The following is a 14,263-nucleotide window of genomic DNA, read 5'->3' as shown; positions in this document are numbered from 1 at the left end:
TTATTCCACCGTTCCCGGCATCCGACTTGCCCACCCCCAACCCAATATTGTCTACTTGGCATGCCTAACCCACCAGATTAGTAGGGATCTTGTTCATGCGACGAACGTTCAAGTGGCGTGCGGCCACTGCGGCACTGGTCATCCTGGCTGGCGCGGGAGCGCTCACCGCATGTGGCGACGACTCCTCGGGGGGATCCGGTGGCGGCGAAGCCAAGGAAGTGAAGCTCGGCTTCTTCCCCAACATCACGCACGCCACCGCGTTGGTCGGCGTCCAGCAGGGCATCTTCGCCAAGAACCTGGGCCCCGGCGTCAAGCTCACCACCGCCTCGTTCAACGCCGGCCCGGCCGCGGTCGAGGCGCTGTTCGCCAAGGGGGTCGACGCGACCTTCATCGGCCCCAACCCCGCCATCAACGCCTGGGCCAAGTCCAAGGGCCAGGCCATCAAGATCATCTCTGGCGCGGCCTCCGGCGGCGTCTCCCTGATCGTCAAGCCCGAGATCACGTCCGTCGAGGACCTCAGGGGCAAGAAGATCGCCACCCCGCAGCTCGGCAACACCCAGGACGTCGCCGTCCGCTACTACCTCAAGTCCAAGGGCCTGACCGCCAACAAGGACGGCAGCGGCGACGTGAAGATCGTCCCGCAGGAGAACTCCCAGACCATCGACACCTTCAAGCAGGGCGCGATCGACGGCGCCTGGGTCCCCGAGCCGTTCGCCTCGCGCCTGATCCTGGAAGGCAAGGGCAAGCGCCTGATCAACGAGAAGGACCTCTGGCCCGGCGGCAAGTTCGTCATCACGCACCTGATCGTGAGCACCGAGTTCGCGAAGAAGAACCCCGGCCTGGTCAAGAAGCTCGTCCAAGGCACGGTCGAGGCCACCGACTTCATCAACAACGACCAGGCGGCCGCGAAGAAGGCCGTCAACGACCAGCTCGCCAAGCTCTCCGGCAAGCCGATCGACGAGAAGATCCTCGACGCGGCCTTCAAGGAGATCACCTTCACCACCGACCCCGTCGCCTCCTCGCTGACGGCGGGAGCGCAGCACGCCCAGGAGATCGGGCTGCTCGAACCGGTCGACCTGAAGGGGATCTACGACCTCACGATCCTCAACGACATCCTCAAGGCAGCAGGAAAGGCACAGGTCAACGCCCGATGACGGAGGCCACCACGGCCGCCCCGAGCCGGACCGCCACCGCGGTCCGGCTCGCCGGCGTGTCCAAAGCATTCGGTTCCGGAAGCGCGGCGCTGCTCGCGCTCGACAACGTCTCCCTCGACGTCGCCCCAGGCGAGTTCGTCTGCCTGCTCGGCGCGTCCGGCTGCGGCAAGAGCACCCTGCTCAACCTGGTGGCCGACCTCGACAAGGTGACCGCGGGCACCATCGACACCCACGGCGCCCGGGTGGCCCTGATGTTCCAGGAGCCGGCCCTGTTCCCCTGGCTGACCGTCACCGGCAACCTGGAGCTGGCGCTGCGGATGCGCGGGGTGCCCCGCGCCGAGCGCCGGGCACGGGCCGCCGAGCTGCTGGCCTCGGTGCACCTGACCGGGTTCGAGAAGAAACGCCCGCACCAGCTGTCGGGCGGGATGCGGCAACGTGTCGCGCTGGCCCGCGCGCTGGCCCTCACGGTCGAGGAGGGCGAGGCCGAGCGCGGAAAGACCCTGCTGCTCATGGACGAGCCGTTCGGCGCGCTCGACGCCATGACCCGCGACCTGCTGCACGACGAGATCGAACGGATCTGGCGGGAGCGCGGGCTGACCGTGCTGTTCGTGACGCACAACGTGCGCGAGGCCGTCCGGCTGGGCGACCGGGTGGTGCTGCTGTCGAGCCGGCCGGGCCGGGTCGTCGAGGAGTTCCCCGTCGAGATGGCGCGCCCGCGCCGGATCGACTCCCCCGAGGTGGCGTCGCTCGCCGCCCGGATCACCGACCGACTCCGGGACGAGGTCGGTCGCCATGGCTCCTGAGCCGCAGACCACCGAACAGGTGGAGCGGGCGGCCCCGGCCGACCGCGAAACGCACGAGGGAACGGACCCGAAGATGGCGGTCGAGACGAGCAAGCGGCCGGCGGACGTGAACCGGCAGATCGCCGGGCTGGACGCGCTGGAGCTGGCGGCCGGATCGAAGCAGGCACTCCCGCTGCGGATCTGGTCGGCGTTGTGGCCGATGCTGGCCGCCGTCGGCATCGCGCTGGCCGGCTGGGAACTGGTGGTGCTCAGCGGCTGGAAGGAGCCCTGGGTGCTGCCCGGGCCCCGCGACGTGCTGCCGGACTTCGCCGAGCTGGTCACCGACGGCCGGTTCTGGGACGCGGCCGGGCTGACCATGCGGCGGGCGGTGGTCGGCTTCGCGCTGGCGACCGCGATCGGCGTGCTCATCGGTGCGGCCGTCTCCCGCTCCCGGGTCCTGCGCCGGGCCTTCGGCTCGCTGATCACCGGCCTGCAGACCATGCCGTCCATCGCCTGGTTCCCGCTGGCCATCCTGCTGTTCCAGCTCAGCGAGAGCGCGATCCTGTTCGTGGTCGTGCTGGGCGCGGCGCCGTCGATCGCCAACGGGCTGATCGCGGGGGTGGACTACACCCCGCCGATCCTGCTGCGCGCGGGCAAGGTGCTGGGGCTGCGCGGGGTGAGCCTGTACCGGCATCTGATCCTGCCGGCCTCGCTGCCCTCCTTCGTGGCCGGGCTGAAGCAGGGCTGGGCATTCGCCTGGCGCAGCCTGATGGCCGGTGAGCTGCTGGTCATCATCGGCGACACCGAGTCGATCGGTACCCGGCTGCACTTCGCCCGGGAACTCAGCGACACCTCGCTGATGATCTCGGTCATGATCGTCATCCTGATCATCGGCATCCTGATCGACCAGTTGTTCGGCCTCGCCGACCGGTCGCTGCGGGCCCGCTGGGGGCTCGACGGCGACTGAGGGACCCGCCCGGGAACCGCCATCTGGTCGGTGGCACGGTGGGTGGCGGTTCCCGGTCGGCCCTCATGGGCCGCACTCTCCGGCCTCAGTCGTCGGTCCCCGGGGACGGCGAGGGGAGCAGCGGGTCCAGCACGTCCGGCGGATCCTCGGGCTTCTTCCCCTTGCTGACCGTCACGGTGACGGTCTCCCCGGGCTCCAGCTCGAAACCCTCGTCGGGATCGATGTCGGCGACGGTGCCCGCCGGGTACTCATCGGAGTTCACCCGCCGGTCCCGGACCTCCACCTTGAAGCCCGCCGCGCGCAGCCGCGCGACCGCCCGGTCCAGCCGCTGCCCCCGCACATCGGGAACCTTGATCTTGTCCTCGCCGGAGCCCTGGCTGAAGAACCGGCGGTGCGGTGCCACGAAGGCGCCGGCGGGCTGCCCGGACAGCGCACCCCGCATGGAGTCGCGCCAGATGGGGGCGGGGATCGACGCGCCGTACACCGCCCCGTAGCACTGCCCGCCGATGCACACGCCCCGCATCGGGTGGGCGTAGCCGCCGCGCGGGTCACCCACCCAGACGGCCGCCGCCAGGTCCGGGGTGTAGCCGGCGAACCAGGCGGCGGAGAAGTTGTCGACGGTGCCGGTCTTGCCGGCGGCCTGCCGGCCGATGCCCATGCCCTTGGCGGTGCCCTTGGTCAGCACCCCGCGCAGCACGTGGTTGACGGCGTCGGCGACGTCCTCGTCCATCACCTGGCGGCAGCGGGCCGAGGGGACCTTCAGCCGGCGCCCGGAAGCGTCCGTGATCGCCGTGATCGCGACCGGCTGGCAGTACCGGCCGCGGGCACCGAACGCCGCGTACGCGGCCGCCACCCGCAGCGGCGAGACGGTGTTGAAGCCCAGCGTGAAGGACGCGTACTGCTGCAGCGGTTTCCCGCTCGCCTGCCGCAGCCCGAGCCGCTCGGCCATCTTGACCGTCTCGCACAGCCCGACCTCGCGCTGCAACGCCAGGAAGAAGGTGTTCACCGAGTGCTGGGTGCCGGTGACCAGGGTGAAGGACCGGCCGCCCTCGCCGTCGGCGGAATTGCGCAGCGGCTTGGTGTCGCCGACCCGCCGCCCCTTGCAGTCGCGGTAACCGGTCGGCGTGAAGTACCGCTCGGCCCGCAGCCGGGTACCGAACGGCATGCCCTCCTCCAGCGCCGCGGCCAGGGTGAACACCTTGAACGTGGAGCCGGCCTGCATGCCGATGCTGGTGCCGTGGCTGGCGTCGGCGGCGAAGTTGATCCAGGTCTTGCCGCGCTGCCGGTCGTCGCCCAGCTTCCGGTCGACCACCATGCCCTTGATCTCGCCGGTGCCCGGCTCGACCAGCGCCTCGGCCGCGGCCTTCCGGGCCGAGTTCGTGGGCGGCACGTGCCGGTCGACGGCGCGCTGCGCCGCCCGCTGGGTCTTCGGGTCGAGGGTGGTGCGGATGGTCAGCCCGCCGCGGACCAGCAGCCGCCTGCGTTCCTCGGCCGTCCGGCCGAAGACCGGGTTCTCCAGGATCTCCCGGCGCACGTAGTCGCAGAAGAAGGGGGCCTTGCTCACCACGCAACCGTTGGGCGTGTTGGTGACCTTGAGCGTCAGCGGCGCCTTGGCGGCGGCCTCGGCCGTGCCGCGGTCCACCCAGCCCAGCTCGGCCAGCCGGCCCAGCACCACGTCCCGGCGGCGGCGGGAGTCCTCGGGGTTCAGCCGCGGGTTGTAGGCGTGCGGCTGGCTGATCACGCCGGCCAGCACCGCCGCCTCGCCCAGCACCAGCCGGCCCGCGGGCTTGGAGAAGTAGTGCCGCGCCGCCGCCTCGATGCCGTACGCGCCGTCACCGAAGTAGGCGATGTTCAGGTAGCGCTGGAGGATCTCCTGCTTGGTGAACCGCTTCTCCAGGGCCACCGCGTACCGCAGTTCGCGGACCTTGCGCTCGGGGGTGACCGCCGCGGCCGCCCGCCGTGCCTGCTCGGTCTCGGCCTGTTCCAGCAGCAGGTTCTTGACGTACTGCTGGGTGATGCCGGAGCCGCCCTGGGTGACCTGGCCCGAGTTCATGTTGCTGATCAGCGCGCGCAGGGTGCCCTGGGTGTCGAGCGCGCCGTGCTCGTAGAACCTGCTGTCCTCGATGGCCAGCACCGCCCGCTGGAGGACGGGCGCCACCTGGTCCAGGCGCACCTCCACCCGGTTCTCGTAGAAGAACGTGGCGAGGGTGGAGCCGTCGGCCGCCAGGATCTTGGACCGCTGCGGCAGCGGCGGGGTCTTCAGATCGCTCGGCTCGGTCTGGAACCAGTCCGCGGTGTCGCGCGCCCCCAGCCCGGCCGTACAGGCGGTGGGCAGCAGGATCAGCGCAACCAACACCCCGGACAGCACGGAGAGGCCGCCGAGTCGCCCCGCGACCCGGGCCGCCCTGACTTTTCCAGCGATCCCAGCCGACACGCCGTCAGCGTAGAGGGACGCGCCCGGCGCGACCAAGGGTCCCACGAGCTTCCGCGAGAATGCGTGCGGACCGTTACTACTTTCGGCCCTGTGTTTTGGCCTGTTCCCACTTCTGGACACGTTCCCGGAATGCCCGCGCGGCGGCGCGCAATGCCGCTTCCGGGTCAAGACCTTCCGCGGCGGCCGCCCGCACCGCGTCGAACAGCCGCCCGCCCAGATCGTCCCCGGCGGCGTACAGCTCCTCGGGGGCGTCGATCCGGGCCGCGCGCCGCTGCACCTGGGCGGCCAGCGACAGCGCGGGCTGCGCCGCCGGGACCCCGTCGAACACCGACGCGGCGGCGCCGTCGCGGGCCTGCCGCTCCGCCGCCTTGATCTGCTCCCAGTTGGCGTTGACCTCGTCGGCGTCGGCGACCCGCACCCCGGCGAAGACGTGCGGGTGCCGGCGCACCAGCTTGTCGACGATGCCGGCGGCCACGTCGTCGATGGTGAACCGCGTCTCGTCGTCGCGTTCCTCGGCGACCCGGGCGTGGAAGGCGACCTGCATCAGCACGTCGCCCAGTTCCTCGCGCAGCGCGGCGTGGTCGGGCTCCCCTTCACCCCCGGTGATGGTGTCGGCGACCTCGTAGGCCTCCTCCAGCAGGTAGGGCACCAGCGAGGCGTGCGTCTGCTTGCGGTCCCAGGGGCACTCGCGGCGCAGCGTGTCCATCACCTGGACCAGGTCCAGCAGCCGGGCGCCGGGCAGGTCGTAGGACCCGTGCAGCACCTCCACCTCGGCGGCCACATCGCCGCCGGACACCACGAGGGTGCCGATCGCGCGCATCAGCTCCTCGTCACCGGCCGGATCGGCCAGCCAGACCGCGCCCCCCTCGGCACCGGCCGCCAGCAGCGCCCGCGGATCGGGGGCGGTCACCTCCACCGCGACGCCCGCCTCGCGGAGATAGGGCAGCTGCGGGTGGTCGGCCGTGCCGGTCAGCACCCGCCCGGCCGATCGCAGCGCCGACCAGGCACGCCAGCTCAGCAGCCCCGGAGCGACCCGGTGGGTGGTGGCGAGGACGATCAGTGCCATCGGCTCAGCCGAGGTCCGGCACGACCGGGCCCGTGACGGGGACCACCCCGGGCCTGGACAGCGCGGTCGTCACCGGGGAGAGCCCCTCGTCCGACCGCCACTGGCCGTACCGGGGGTTGATCTGGATGTCGAGCCCCGTGCGGGCCTGCCGGTAGATCTCGTTCGCCCGGCGCGCGGCCTGCCGTGTCTGCGTCTCGTCCGCCGGGGTGCGCGGGACGGGCACCGCGCCCAGCCGCGTCAGCAGCGTGTTCTGGACGGCGAGGCTGTGCAGCAGGTCGTCCTGGTAACGCGCGGGCAGGCCGATCGCCAGGGTCAGCGAGGTCAGCGTCCGCGGCCCGCCCAGCTGCCGGCTCACCAGCTCGACCTCGGCGGGGGCCGGCTGCGCACCGTACCGGGCGGCGACCCGGTCGGCGACCCGGAAGTCCAGCAGCTGGGCCAGCGCCGTACGGGCGGGCGAGCGGGAGTCGACCACGATCTGCTGGCCGCTCGCCTCGAACCGGGCGCGCATCTGGCCGGCGGCCGGGTCGGCCCGGAACTCCCGCTGCCAGTCGTCGACCACCTGGCCGAGCGAGCTCGTGGTGATGCGTTCGTCGCCGACGGTGGCCGCCGCCCCCACCTTGATGGGCGAACCGCCGCAGCCGGCCAGCGTCACGAGCGCGGCGAGCGCACCCGCCGCGACCTTGAGAGTTGTACGGATCACGGCTGCCACCTTAGGGCCTGTTTTCCAGGAAAAGCGCCTCGACCAGATCGGTGCACCATCTCAGCAGGTCCTGGTCGCGCAGCGGCCGGCCGCCCAGCGGTGCGGTCTTGGGCACCGGTACCAGCAGCGTTCTCGTGGCCGGCTTGAGCAGGCTCTTGGGGTAGAGCCGCTGCAACCGCACCTGCCTGGACTCGGGCAGCTCGACCGGGGCGAACTTGACGTGGTTGCCCTGGACGGTGATCTCGGTGAGCCCCGCCCGGCGGGCCCGCGCCCGGAACCGCGCCACCTCCAGCAGGTTCAGCACGGGCACCGGCAGCGGGCCGAACCGGTCCTTCAGCTCCTCGTGCACGCCGGTGATCTCGTCCTCGGCGGTGATCCCCGCGATCCGCCGGTAGGCGTCCAGCCGGAGCCGCTCGCCCGGGACGTACTCGTGCGGCAGGTGCGCGTCGACCGGAAGCTCGACCTTGACCTCGGGGGTCTCCGGCGGCCCCTCGTCCTTGAGCTCGCGGACCGCCTCGCCGATCATCCGCACGTACAGGTCGAACCCGACGCCCGCCACGTGCCCGGACTGCTCGGCGCCCAGGATGTTGCCCGCCCCCCGGATCTCCAGGTCCTTCATCGCCACGAACATGCCCGCGCCGATCTCGGTGTGCTGGGCGATGGTGGACAGCCGCTCGTGCGCCGTCTCGGTGAGCGGCACCTCGGGCGGGTAGAGGAAGTAGGCGTACCCCCGCTCCCGGCCCCGGCCCACCCGGCCGCGCAGCTGGTGCAGCTGGGACAGGCCGTAGGTGTCGGCGCGGTCCACGATCAGGGTGTTGGCGTTGGGGATGTCGAGGCCGGACTCCACGATCGTGGTCGCCACGAGCACGTCGTAGTTCTTCTCCCAGAAGTCGACCATCACCCGTTCGAGCTGCTGCTCGTTCATCTGGCCGTGCGCGGTGGCGACCCGGGCCTCCGGGACGAGCTGCTTGAGGGTGGCGGCGACCCGGTCGATCGAGCGCACCCGGTTGTGCACGAAGAAGACCTGGCCCTCGCGCAGCAGTTCCCGGCGGATCGCCGCGGCGATCTGCTTCTCGTCGTAGGGGCCGACGAAGGTGAGGATCGGGTGCCGCTCCTCCGGCGGGGTGAGGATCGTCGACATCTCGCGGATGCCGGTCAGGCCCATCTCCAGGGTGCGCGGGATCGGGGTGGCCGACATGGCGAGCACGTCGACCTGGGTGCGCAGCCGCTTCAGCTCCTCCTTGTGCTCGACGCCGAACCGCTGCTCCTCGTCGATGATCACCAGGCCCAGGTCCTTGAAGCGGGTCTGGTTGGACAGCAGCCGGTGGGTGCCGATCAGGACGTCGACCGCGCCGGTGGCCGCGCCGTCCAGGCTGGCCTCGATCTCCTTGTCGGTCTGGAACCGGCTGACCGGCCGGACCACGATCGGGAACGCGCCGAACCGCTCGGTGAACGTGGACAGGTGCTGCTGCACCAGCAGCGTGGTCGGCACCAGCAGCGCGACCTGCTTGCCGTCCTGGACGGCCTTGAACGCGGCCCGCACCGCGATCTCGGTCTTGCCGTAGCCCACGTCCCCGCAGATCAGCCGGTCCATCGGGACCGGCTTGCGCATGTCGGCCTTGACCTCGTCGATGGCGGCGAGTTGGTCGGGGGTCTCGGCGTAGGGGAACGCGTCCTCCAGTTCCCGCTGCCAGGGGGTGTCGGGCCCGAACGGGTGGCCGGGCGACGCCATCCGCGCCGAGTACAGCCTGATCAGCTCGCCGGCGATCTGCTTGACCGCCTTGCGCGCCTTCGCCTTGGACTTCTGCCACTCGGCGCCGCCCAGCCGGTGCAGGCTGGGCGCCTCGCCGCCGACATAGCGGGTGATCTCTTCGAGCTGGTCGGTCGGCACGAACAGCCGGTCGCCCCGGGCGTACTCCAGCACCAGGTACTCGCGGGTGGCGCCCTGGACCGTCCGGCTGACCATCTCGACGTACCGGCCCACCCCGTGCTGCTCGTGCACCACGTAGTCGCCGGTGGTGAGCTGGAGCGGGTCGATGCCGCCACGGCGGCGGGACGGCATCCGGCGGACGTCCTTGGTGGAGGACTTCTGCCCGGACAGGTCGGTCTCGGTGAGCACCACCAGGTTCGGGCCGGGCCACACGAAGCCGTGCTCCAGCCGCCCGGTCGCGACGTGCACCAGCGCGGGCTCGGGCGGTTCGGGCAGGTCGGTGAGCCGGACGCCCAGCCCCTCGCCCCGCACCACCTCGGCCAGCCGCTCGGCCGGGCCGCGGCCCTCGGTGACCAGCACCACCCGCCACCGCTCGTCCACCCAGCGTTTCACGTCGCCCATCACCCGGGCGGTGTCGCCGCGGTACGGTTCCGCGGCCCGCGCCCCCAGGTCGACGGCCGCGACGGCGCCGCCCCGCGGGGAGGCCGCCTCCTCGTCCAGTTCGGCCGCGGCGCTCCGCAGGCCGGTGATCGTCCACCGGGGCAGGTCGAGGGCGGCGGCGTGCTCGCGGACCTCCTCCAGGGTGCGGAAGGCGGCCGCGCCGAGGTCGATCGGCGCCGCTCCCCCGGCCGCGGCGTTGACCCAGGACGCCGCCAGGAACTCCTGGCTGGTGCGGACCAGCTCGGCGGCCCGGGTGCGGATGCGCTCGGGCTCGCAGACCAGCAGGCCGGAGCCGGGCGGGAGCAGGTCGACCAGCAGTTCCATCCGGTCGGCCAGCACCGGCGAGAACGCCTCCATGCCCTCCACGGTGTCGCCATCGGCGATCCGGGTCAGCACGTCCTCCAGCGCGGGGTGCTCGGCGGCCAGTTCCCGGGCCCGGGCCCGCACGCCCTCGGTGAGCGGCAGCTCCCGGCAGGGCGGCGCCCACAGGCCCTCCTGGGCGACCTCCAGCGACCGCTGGTCGGCCGCCTTGAAGTAGCGGATCTCCTCGACCGTGTCGCCCCAGAACTCCACCCGCAGCGGGTGCTCCTCGGTGGGCGGGAAGACGTCGAGGATGCCGCCGCGGACGGCCGCCTCGCCCCGCTTCTCCACCAGGTCGACCCGGCGGTAACCGGCGTCCACCAGGGCCCGCACCACGTCGTCGAGTTCGGCCTCGTCGCCGGTGCGCAGCCGCACCGGCTCCAGGTCGGCCAGGCCGGACACGATCGGCTGGAGCACCGCGCGCACCGGGGTGACCACCACGCCGACCGGGCCGGCGGCCCCGGTGTCGGGGTGGGCGAGCCGGCGCAGCACGGCCAGCCGCCGACCGACGGTGTCCGAGCGGGGGGAGAGCCGCTCGTGCGGCAGCGTCTCCCAGGCGGGGAAGTGCGCCACCCGGTCGGGGTCGAGCAGGCTGGTCAGCGCGGCGGCGAGGTCCTCGGCCTCCCGCGCGGTCGCGGTCACCGCCAGGATCGCGCCGGCGCCGGCCTGCCCGGCCAGCGAGGCCGCCACGATCGGCCACAGCGCGGGCGGGGCGACCAGGTCGTGGTCGACCCGGGCGCCGGCCAGGGCACGCCCCAGCGCGGAATCCGCGCGGGCGACATCGAGAAGTCCGGAAAGAGTCATGATCACCGTTGCCTGTGCCCGCCCGCCGCAGAGGTTCCGGCGGGCGCCGCCCCTTGGGTGCGGGGCAGCCCGAAGCCCCGGAATCCGCACCGACCCCGGGGTCCCTAGCCTACGCGCTCGACCCCGGCCGGCACCGGCGGCCCGGCGACACGGCGCCCCGGAGAGGGCCATTTGGCGGACAGTGCGAAGTCAGGCGACTACGCTCCGAAAGCGTGACCGATCTGCGCACGCCGCCGGTCAACGACGGCGATCTGTTCTCCGAACGTGTCCGCCAATACGCATACGACAGGCCGCTGCAGCGCGTCCAGGTGCTGGAGGCCGGTTGCGGCCAGGGTTTCGGCCTGGACCTCCGCGACGTCCGACGGAGCGTCACGGGGGTCGACATCGACCTCCCCGGGCTGCGCGCGCATACCGAGGGGCGCGCCGACCTCGACTCCTGGCACCTGGGCGACCTGCGCACGGTGCCGATGCCGCCACGGGCCTACGACGTGGTGCACGCGTCCTACCTGATCGAGCGCATCACCCAGGCCGAACTGGTGCTCGACCGGTTCGTCGCCGCGCTGAAGCCGGGCGGGCTGCTGCTGGTGCGGTTCCGTGACCGGGCCACCGCCTACGGCGCGCTCGACCGGCTGCTGCCCGGCGGGCTCGGCCGGCTGGAGGGCCGCGACGGGCCGGCCTCCATCTACGAGACGGTGGCGTCCCACCAGGGCATGCAGTGGTACTGCATGATGCGCGGGCTGATGGTCGCGGAGGAGTACGCCGGGCGGGCCGCCTTCGACCGGCTCGGCCGCTGGCGCGGCCCGGTCGACCGGCTGTGCCGCGCCGTCACGGCGGCCTCGCGGGGACGGCTGTCCGGCGACCACACCGAGATGGCCATGGTCATCCGCAAGCCAGAGAACCGTTTCGCGCGGGTGATCTGACTCTCCCGGTGATGCAGGGCCGGTGTGGGCGCATTATTTTGTGCCTGAGCCCGTCTGCCCTGCACCGTCCCGGCCACCCCGGGCGGGATCGGAGAGAAGAACCAGTTGACCGCCGAAGCCGGCCTCCCTGACACGCTGCGCGACCTGCCCACCTGGACCCCGGGTGCGGTCGAGCTCGCCGACCTCGAACTGCTGCTCGCCGGGGTCTACCGGCCGCTCACCGGCTTCCTCGGCTCGTTCGACACCGCGATGGTGATCGCCGGAGGACGGCTGGCCGACGGCACCCCCTGGCCGGTACCGGTCACCCTGGCCGTGCCCGCGGAGATGACCTCCCACAAGGAGGTCGTCCTCCAGGACCCCGAGGGCGTGCCGCTCGCCGTGCTGCGGGTGACCGAGGCCTGGCAGGACCCCACCACCGGAGGGTGGCGGCTGGCCGGCCCGCTGGAGGCGCTGCGCGCCCCGGCGCACGGACCGTTCCACCGGCTGCGCCGCCGGCCGGACGAGCTCGAACCGGTGGCCGGCCCGGTGCTGGCCGTGGCCACCCGCGAGCCGCTGCACCGCAAACAGCTCGGCCAGCTCCGCCAGGTCGCCGAGCAGATGAACGCCGGGGTGCTCGTGCTGCCGCTGCTCGGCGGCGCCCACGACGAGGCGCTGGTGCGGGCGCTGCTGGCGGTGCGCCGGGAACTGCCCGAGGGCACCCGGATCGTGCCGGTGCCGCTGCCGCCCCACCCGCGCGACCTGGCGGTGCGGTCGCACGTGGCGGCCGCGTACGGGGCGACGCACCTGCTGGCAGAGACCGAGGCCGAGGGCACCGCCATCCCCGTCGTGGTGCCCGAGCCCTGGGCCTACGACGCGGACGTGGAGGTCTGGCGTCCGGTCGCCCGGATCGAACCCGACCACGTCAAGGCCGAGCTGACCCCCGGGCAACTGGACGAGCTGCTCGATCGCGGCGAGCCCGTCCCCGAGTGGTTCACCCCGCCCGCGGTGGCCGCGGAGCTGGCCGTCGCCCGGCCGCCCAAGCTCGAACGCGGGCTCACCGTCTTCTTCACCGGCCTGTCGGGGTCGGGCAAGTCCACGGTCGCGCGCGGCCTGTCCGACGCGCTGGTCGAGCGCGGCGGCCGGACGATCAGCCTGCTCGACGGCGACGTGGTGCGGCGGCTGCTGTCGGCCGGGCTGACGTTCTCCCGGGCCGACCGCGACCTCAACATCCGGCGGATCGGCTTCGTGGCGGCCGAGGTGACCCGGCACGGCGGGGTGGCGATCTGCGCGCCGATCGCCCCGTACGCCGCGACCCGGGCCGAGGTGCGGCGGATGGTGTCGGCGGTCGGCGACTTCGTCCTGGTCCATGTGGCCACCCCGCTGGCCGAGTGCGAGCGGCGCGACCGCAAGGGGCTGTACGCCAAGGCCCGCGCCGGGCTGATCCCCGAGTTCACCGGGATCTCCGACCCCTACGAGGAGCCCGACGACGCCGATCTGGTGATCGACACCTCGCTGCTGGCGCCCGAGGAGGCCGTCGGCCGGGTGCTGGACCTGCTGGTCGAGGGCGGCTGGGTCAGGACCGAGTAGCAAGGTTTTCCTACCGGGGTGGCGTACTTTCCGACCATTCGTCCGCACTACCCTGTTAACCGACTTTTCCTAGGGATCAGGTAGGGCGGATGGACTTCGACTACGCGATGGCGCTCGGCTCCTTCCTGGTCGCGATCGTCGTCGGGCTGACCGGCATGGGCGGCGGGGCGCTGATGACGCCGATGCTCGTCACCTTCTTCGGCGTGCAGCCGCTGGCCGCGGTGTCCAGCGACCTGGTCGCCGCCGCGGTGATGAAGCCGGTCGGCAGCGCGGTGCACTACCGCCAGGGCACCATCAACATGCAGCTGGTCGGCTGGCTGTGCGTCGGCTCGGTGCCGGCGGCGTTCAGCGGCGTCCTCGTCGCCCGGGCGCTCGGGCAGGGGGACGGCGTCCAGCACGTCATCGAGATCGCGATGGGCGTGGCGCTGCTGATCGCGGCGGCCGGGCTCACCGTGCGGCTCTACCAGGCGATGGTCGACCGGGCCGCGCGGCTGGCCCCCGCCGACCGGCGCACCGCCCCGCCCGGCGCCCCCGCCGCCGAGGAACCGCCCGAGATCAAGGTGCGGCCCCTGCCCACCGTGCTGGTCGGCGCGATCGGCGGCCTGGTGGTCGGCATCACCTCGGTCGGCTCCGGCTCACTGATCATCGTGGCGCTGCTCGCGCTCTACCCCGCGCTCAAGGCCAACCAACTCGTCGGCACCGACCTGCTCCAGGCCGTACCGCTGGTGATCTCCGCGGCGATCGGCCACCTGCTGTTCGGGGACTTCCAACTGGACGTGACGGTCGCGCTGCTGGTGGGGTCGATCCCCGGGGTCTACCTCGGCTCGCGGATCTCCTCCCGGGCCCCGGGCGGGCTGATCCGGCGGCTGCTGGCCGTGGTGCTGCTGGCCTCGGCGCTGAAGATGTTCGGGCTGGGCCCGATCGCGATGGCCTGGACGATCATCGGCGCGGTCGCGGCCTCGATCGTCGTGTGGATGGCCGTCCGCCGCCGGCACGGCCTGACCGCCCTGCCGCTGCGCCGCGAGGTCGACCCGGCCGCGCGGGACCGGAGCACGACCGGCTGACACCCCCGGGCCGGCTCCGGGCCGGCTCCGACCGAGTCCGGCAAGTCAGGCCCATCGGACGGGGATGCGCACTAC

10 protein-coding genes are annotated in these 14,263 nt (G+C 72.6%); 6 read left to right on the top strand and 4 right to left on the bottom strand.

The genetic code is table 11. From position 1 onward, the window contains the following. Positions 1–95: 95 nt before the first annotated feature. The 3 genes from DPM19_RS15320 (at position 96) to DPM19_RS15310 (ending at position 2,903) form a co-directional block, all read left to right on the top strand. Positions 96–1,154, top strand: coding sequence for an ABC transporter substrate-binding protein (locus tag DPM19_RS15320; protein ID WP_111867964.1), 1,059 nt, complete (start codon positions 96–98; stop codon positions 1,152–1,154). After that, on the top strand, positions 1,151–1,957 hold the full coding sequence (locus DPM19_RS15315; RefSeq protein WP_111867962.1) for an ABC transporter ATP-binding protein: 807 nt from the start codon (positions 1,151–1,153) through the stop codon (positions 1,955–1,957). Before DPM19_RS15320 ends, DPM19_RS15315 begins: the two co-directional genes overlap by 4 nt. Before the next feature lie 73 nt (positions 1,958–2,030). Continuing rightward, on the top strand, positions 2,031–2,903 hold the full coding sequence (locus DPM19_RS15310) for an ABC transporter permease (protein WP_111868423.1): 873 nt from the start codon (positions 2,031–2,033) through the stop codon (positions 2,901–2,903). 85 nt (positions 2,904–2,988) lie between these two features. On the opposite strand, the gene DPM19_RS15305 is transcribed toward DPM19_RS15310, so the two are convergent. The 4 genes from DPM19_RS15305 to mfd all read right to left on the bottom strand — a co-directional run bounded on the left by DPM19_RS15305 (position 2,989) and on the right by mfd (position 10,638). Continuing rightward, a complete protein-coding gene (locus tag DPM19_RS15305; RefSeq protein WP_158566797.1) occupies positions 2,989–5,337 on the bottom strand; it encodes a transglycosylase domain-containing protein in 2,349 nt (782 codons plus the stop codon). A gap of 76 nt (positions 5,338–5,413) precedes the next feature. After that, positions 5,414–6,403: a MazG family protein gene (locus DPM19_RS15300; RefSeq protein WP_111867959.1), complete on the bottom strand. Its 990-nt coding sequence runs from the start codon at positions 6,401–6,403 to the stop codon at positions 5,414–5,416. A gap of 4 nt (positions 6,404–6,407) precedes the next feature. After that, positions 6,408–7,103 (bottom strand): hypothetical protein, encoded by a 696-nt coding sequence (locus DPM19_RS15295; RefSeq protein WP_111867957.1) that lies wholly within the window; start codon positions 7,101–7,103, stop codon positions 6,408–6,410. Positions 7,104–7,113: 10 nt separating this feature from the next. Further along, complete coding sequence (gene mfd / locus DPM19_RS15290; RefSeq protein ID WP_111868417.1) at positions 7,114–10,638, bottom strand: transcription-repair coupling factor; 3,525 nt, start codon at positions 10,636–10,638, stop codon at positions 7,114–7,116. A gap of 212 nt (positions 10,639–10,850) precedes the next feature. Here mfd and DPM19_RS15285 point away from each other — a divergent pair, with 212 nt between their 5' ends. The 3 genes from DPM19_RS15285 (at position 10,851) to DPM19_RS15275 (ending at position 14,188) form a co-directional block, all read left to right on the top strand. Then, the gene (locus tag DPM19_RS15285; protein WP_111867954.1) at positions 10,851–11,558 is read left to right on the top strand and encodes a class I SAM-dependent methyltransferase; all 708 of its coding nucleotides are present in this window, start codon (positions 10,851–10,853) and stop codon (positions 11,556–11,558) included. A 105-nt stretch (positions 11,559–11,663) separates the two neighbouring features. Continuing rightward, complete coding sequence (cysC, locus tag DPM19_RS15280) at positions 11,664–13,124, top strand: adenylyl-sulfate kinase (protein WP_111867952.1); 1,461 nt, start codon at positions 11,664–11,666, stop codon at positions 13,122–13,124. Positions 13,125–13,213: 89 nt separating this feature from the next. Further along, a complete protein-coding gene (locus tag DPM19_RS15275) occupies positions 13,214–14,188 on the top strand; it encodes a sulfite exporter TauE/SafE family protein (protein WP_111867949.1) in 975 nt (324 codons plus the stop codon). The last annotated feature ends 75 nt before the right edge of the window (positions 14,189–14,263 follow it).

Source organism: Actinomadura craniellae (assembly GCF_003289645.1).
GTDB lineage: Bacteria > Actinomycetota > Actinomycetes > Streptosporangiales > Streptosporangiaceae > Actinomadura_D > Actinomadura_D craniellae.
The sequence above is the reverse complement of the archived record's forward strand: the minus strand, read 5'-3'. Positions and strand labels throughout refer to the sequence as shown.

What these genes read in the sequence shown, in the direction of transcription:
- DPM19_RS15320 (WP_111867964.1), top strand. Translation starts at nt 96, where the DNA reads ATGCGACGAACGTTCAAGTGGCGTGCGGCCACTGCGGCACTGGTCATC.
- DPM19_RS15315 (WP_111867962.1), top strand. Translation starts at nt 1,151, where the DNA reads ATGACGGAGGCCACCACGGCCGCCCCGAGCCGGACCGCCACCGCGGTC.
- DPM19_RS15310 (WP_111868423.1), top strand. Translation starts at nt 2,031, where the DNA reads ATGGCGGTCGAGACGAGCAAGCGGCCGGCGGACGTGAACCGGCAGATC.
- DPM19_RS15300 (WP_111867959.1), bottom strand. Translation starts at nt 6,403, where the DNA reads ATGGCACTGATCGTCCTCGCCACCACCCACCGGGTCGCTCCGGGGCTG.
- mfd (WP_111868417.1), bottom strand. Translation starts at nt 10,638, where the DNA reads ATGACTCTTTCCGGACTTCTCGATGTCGCCCGCGCGGATTCCGCGCTG.
- DPM19_RS15275 (WP_111867949.1), top strand. Translation starts at nt 13,214, where the DNA reads ATGGACTTCGACTACGCGATGGCGCTCGGCTCCTTCCTGGTCGCGATC.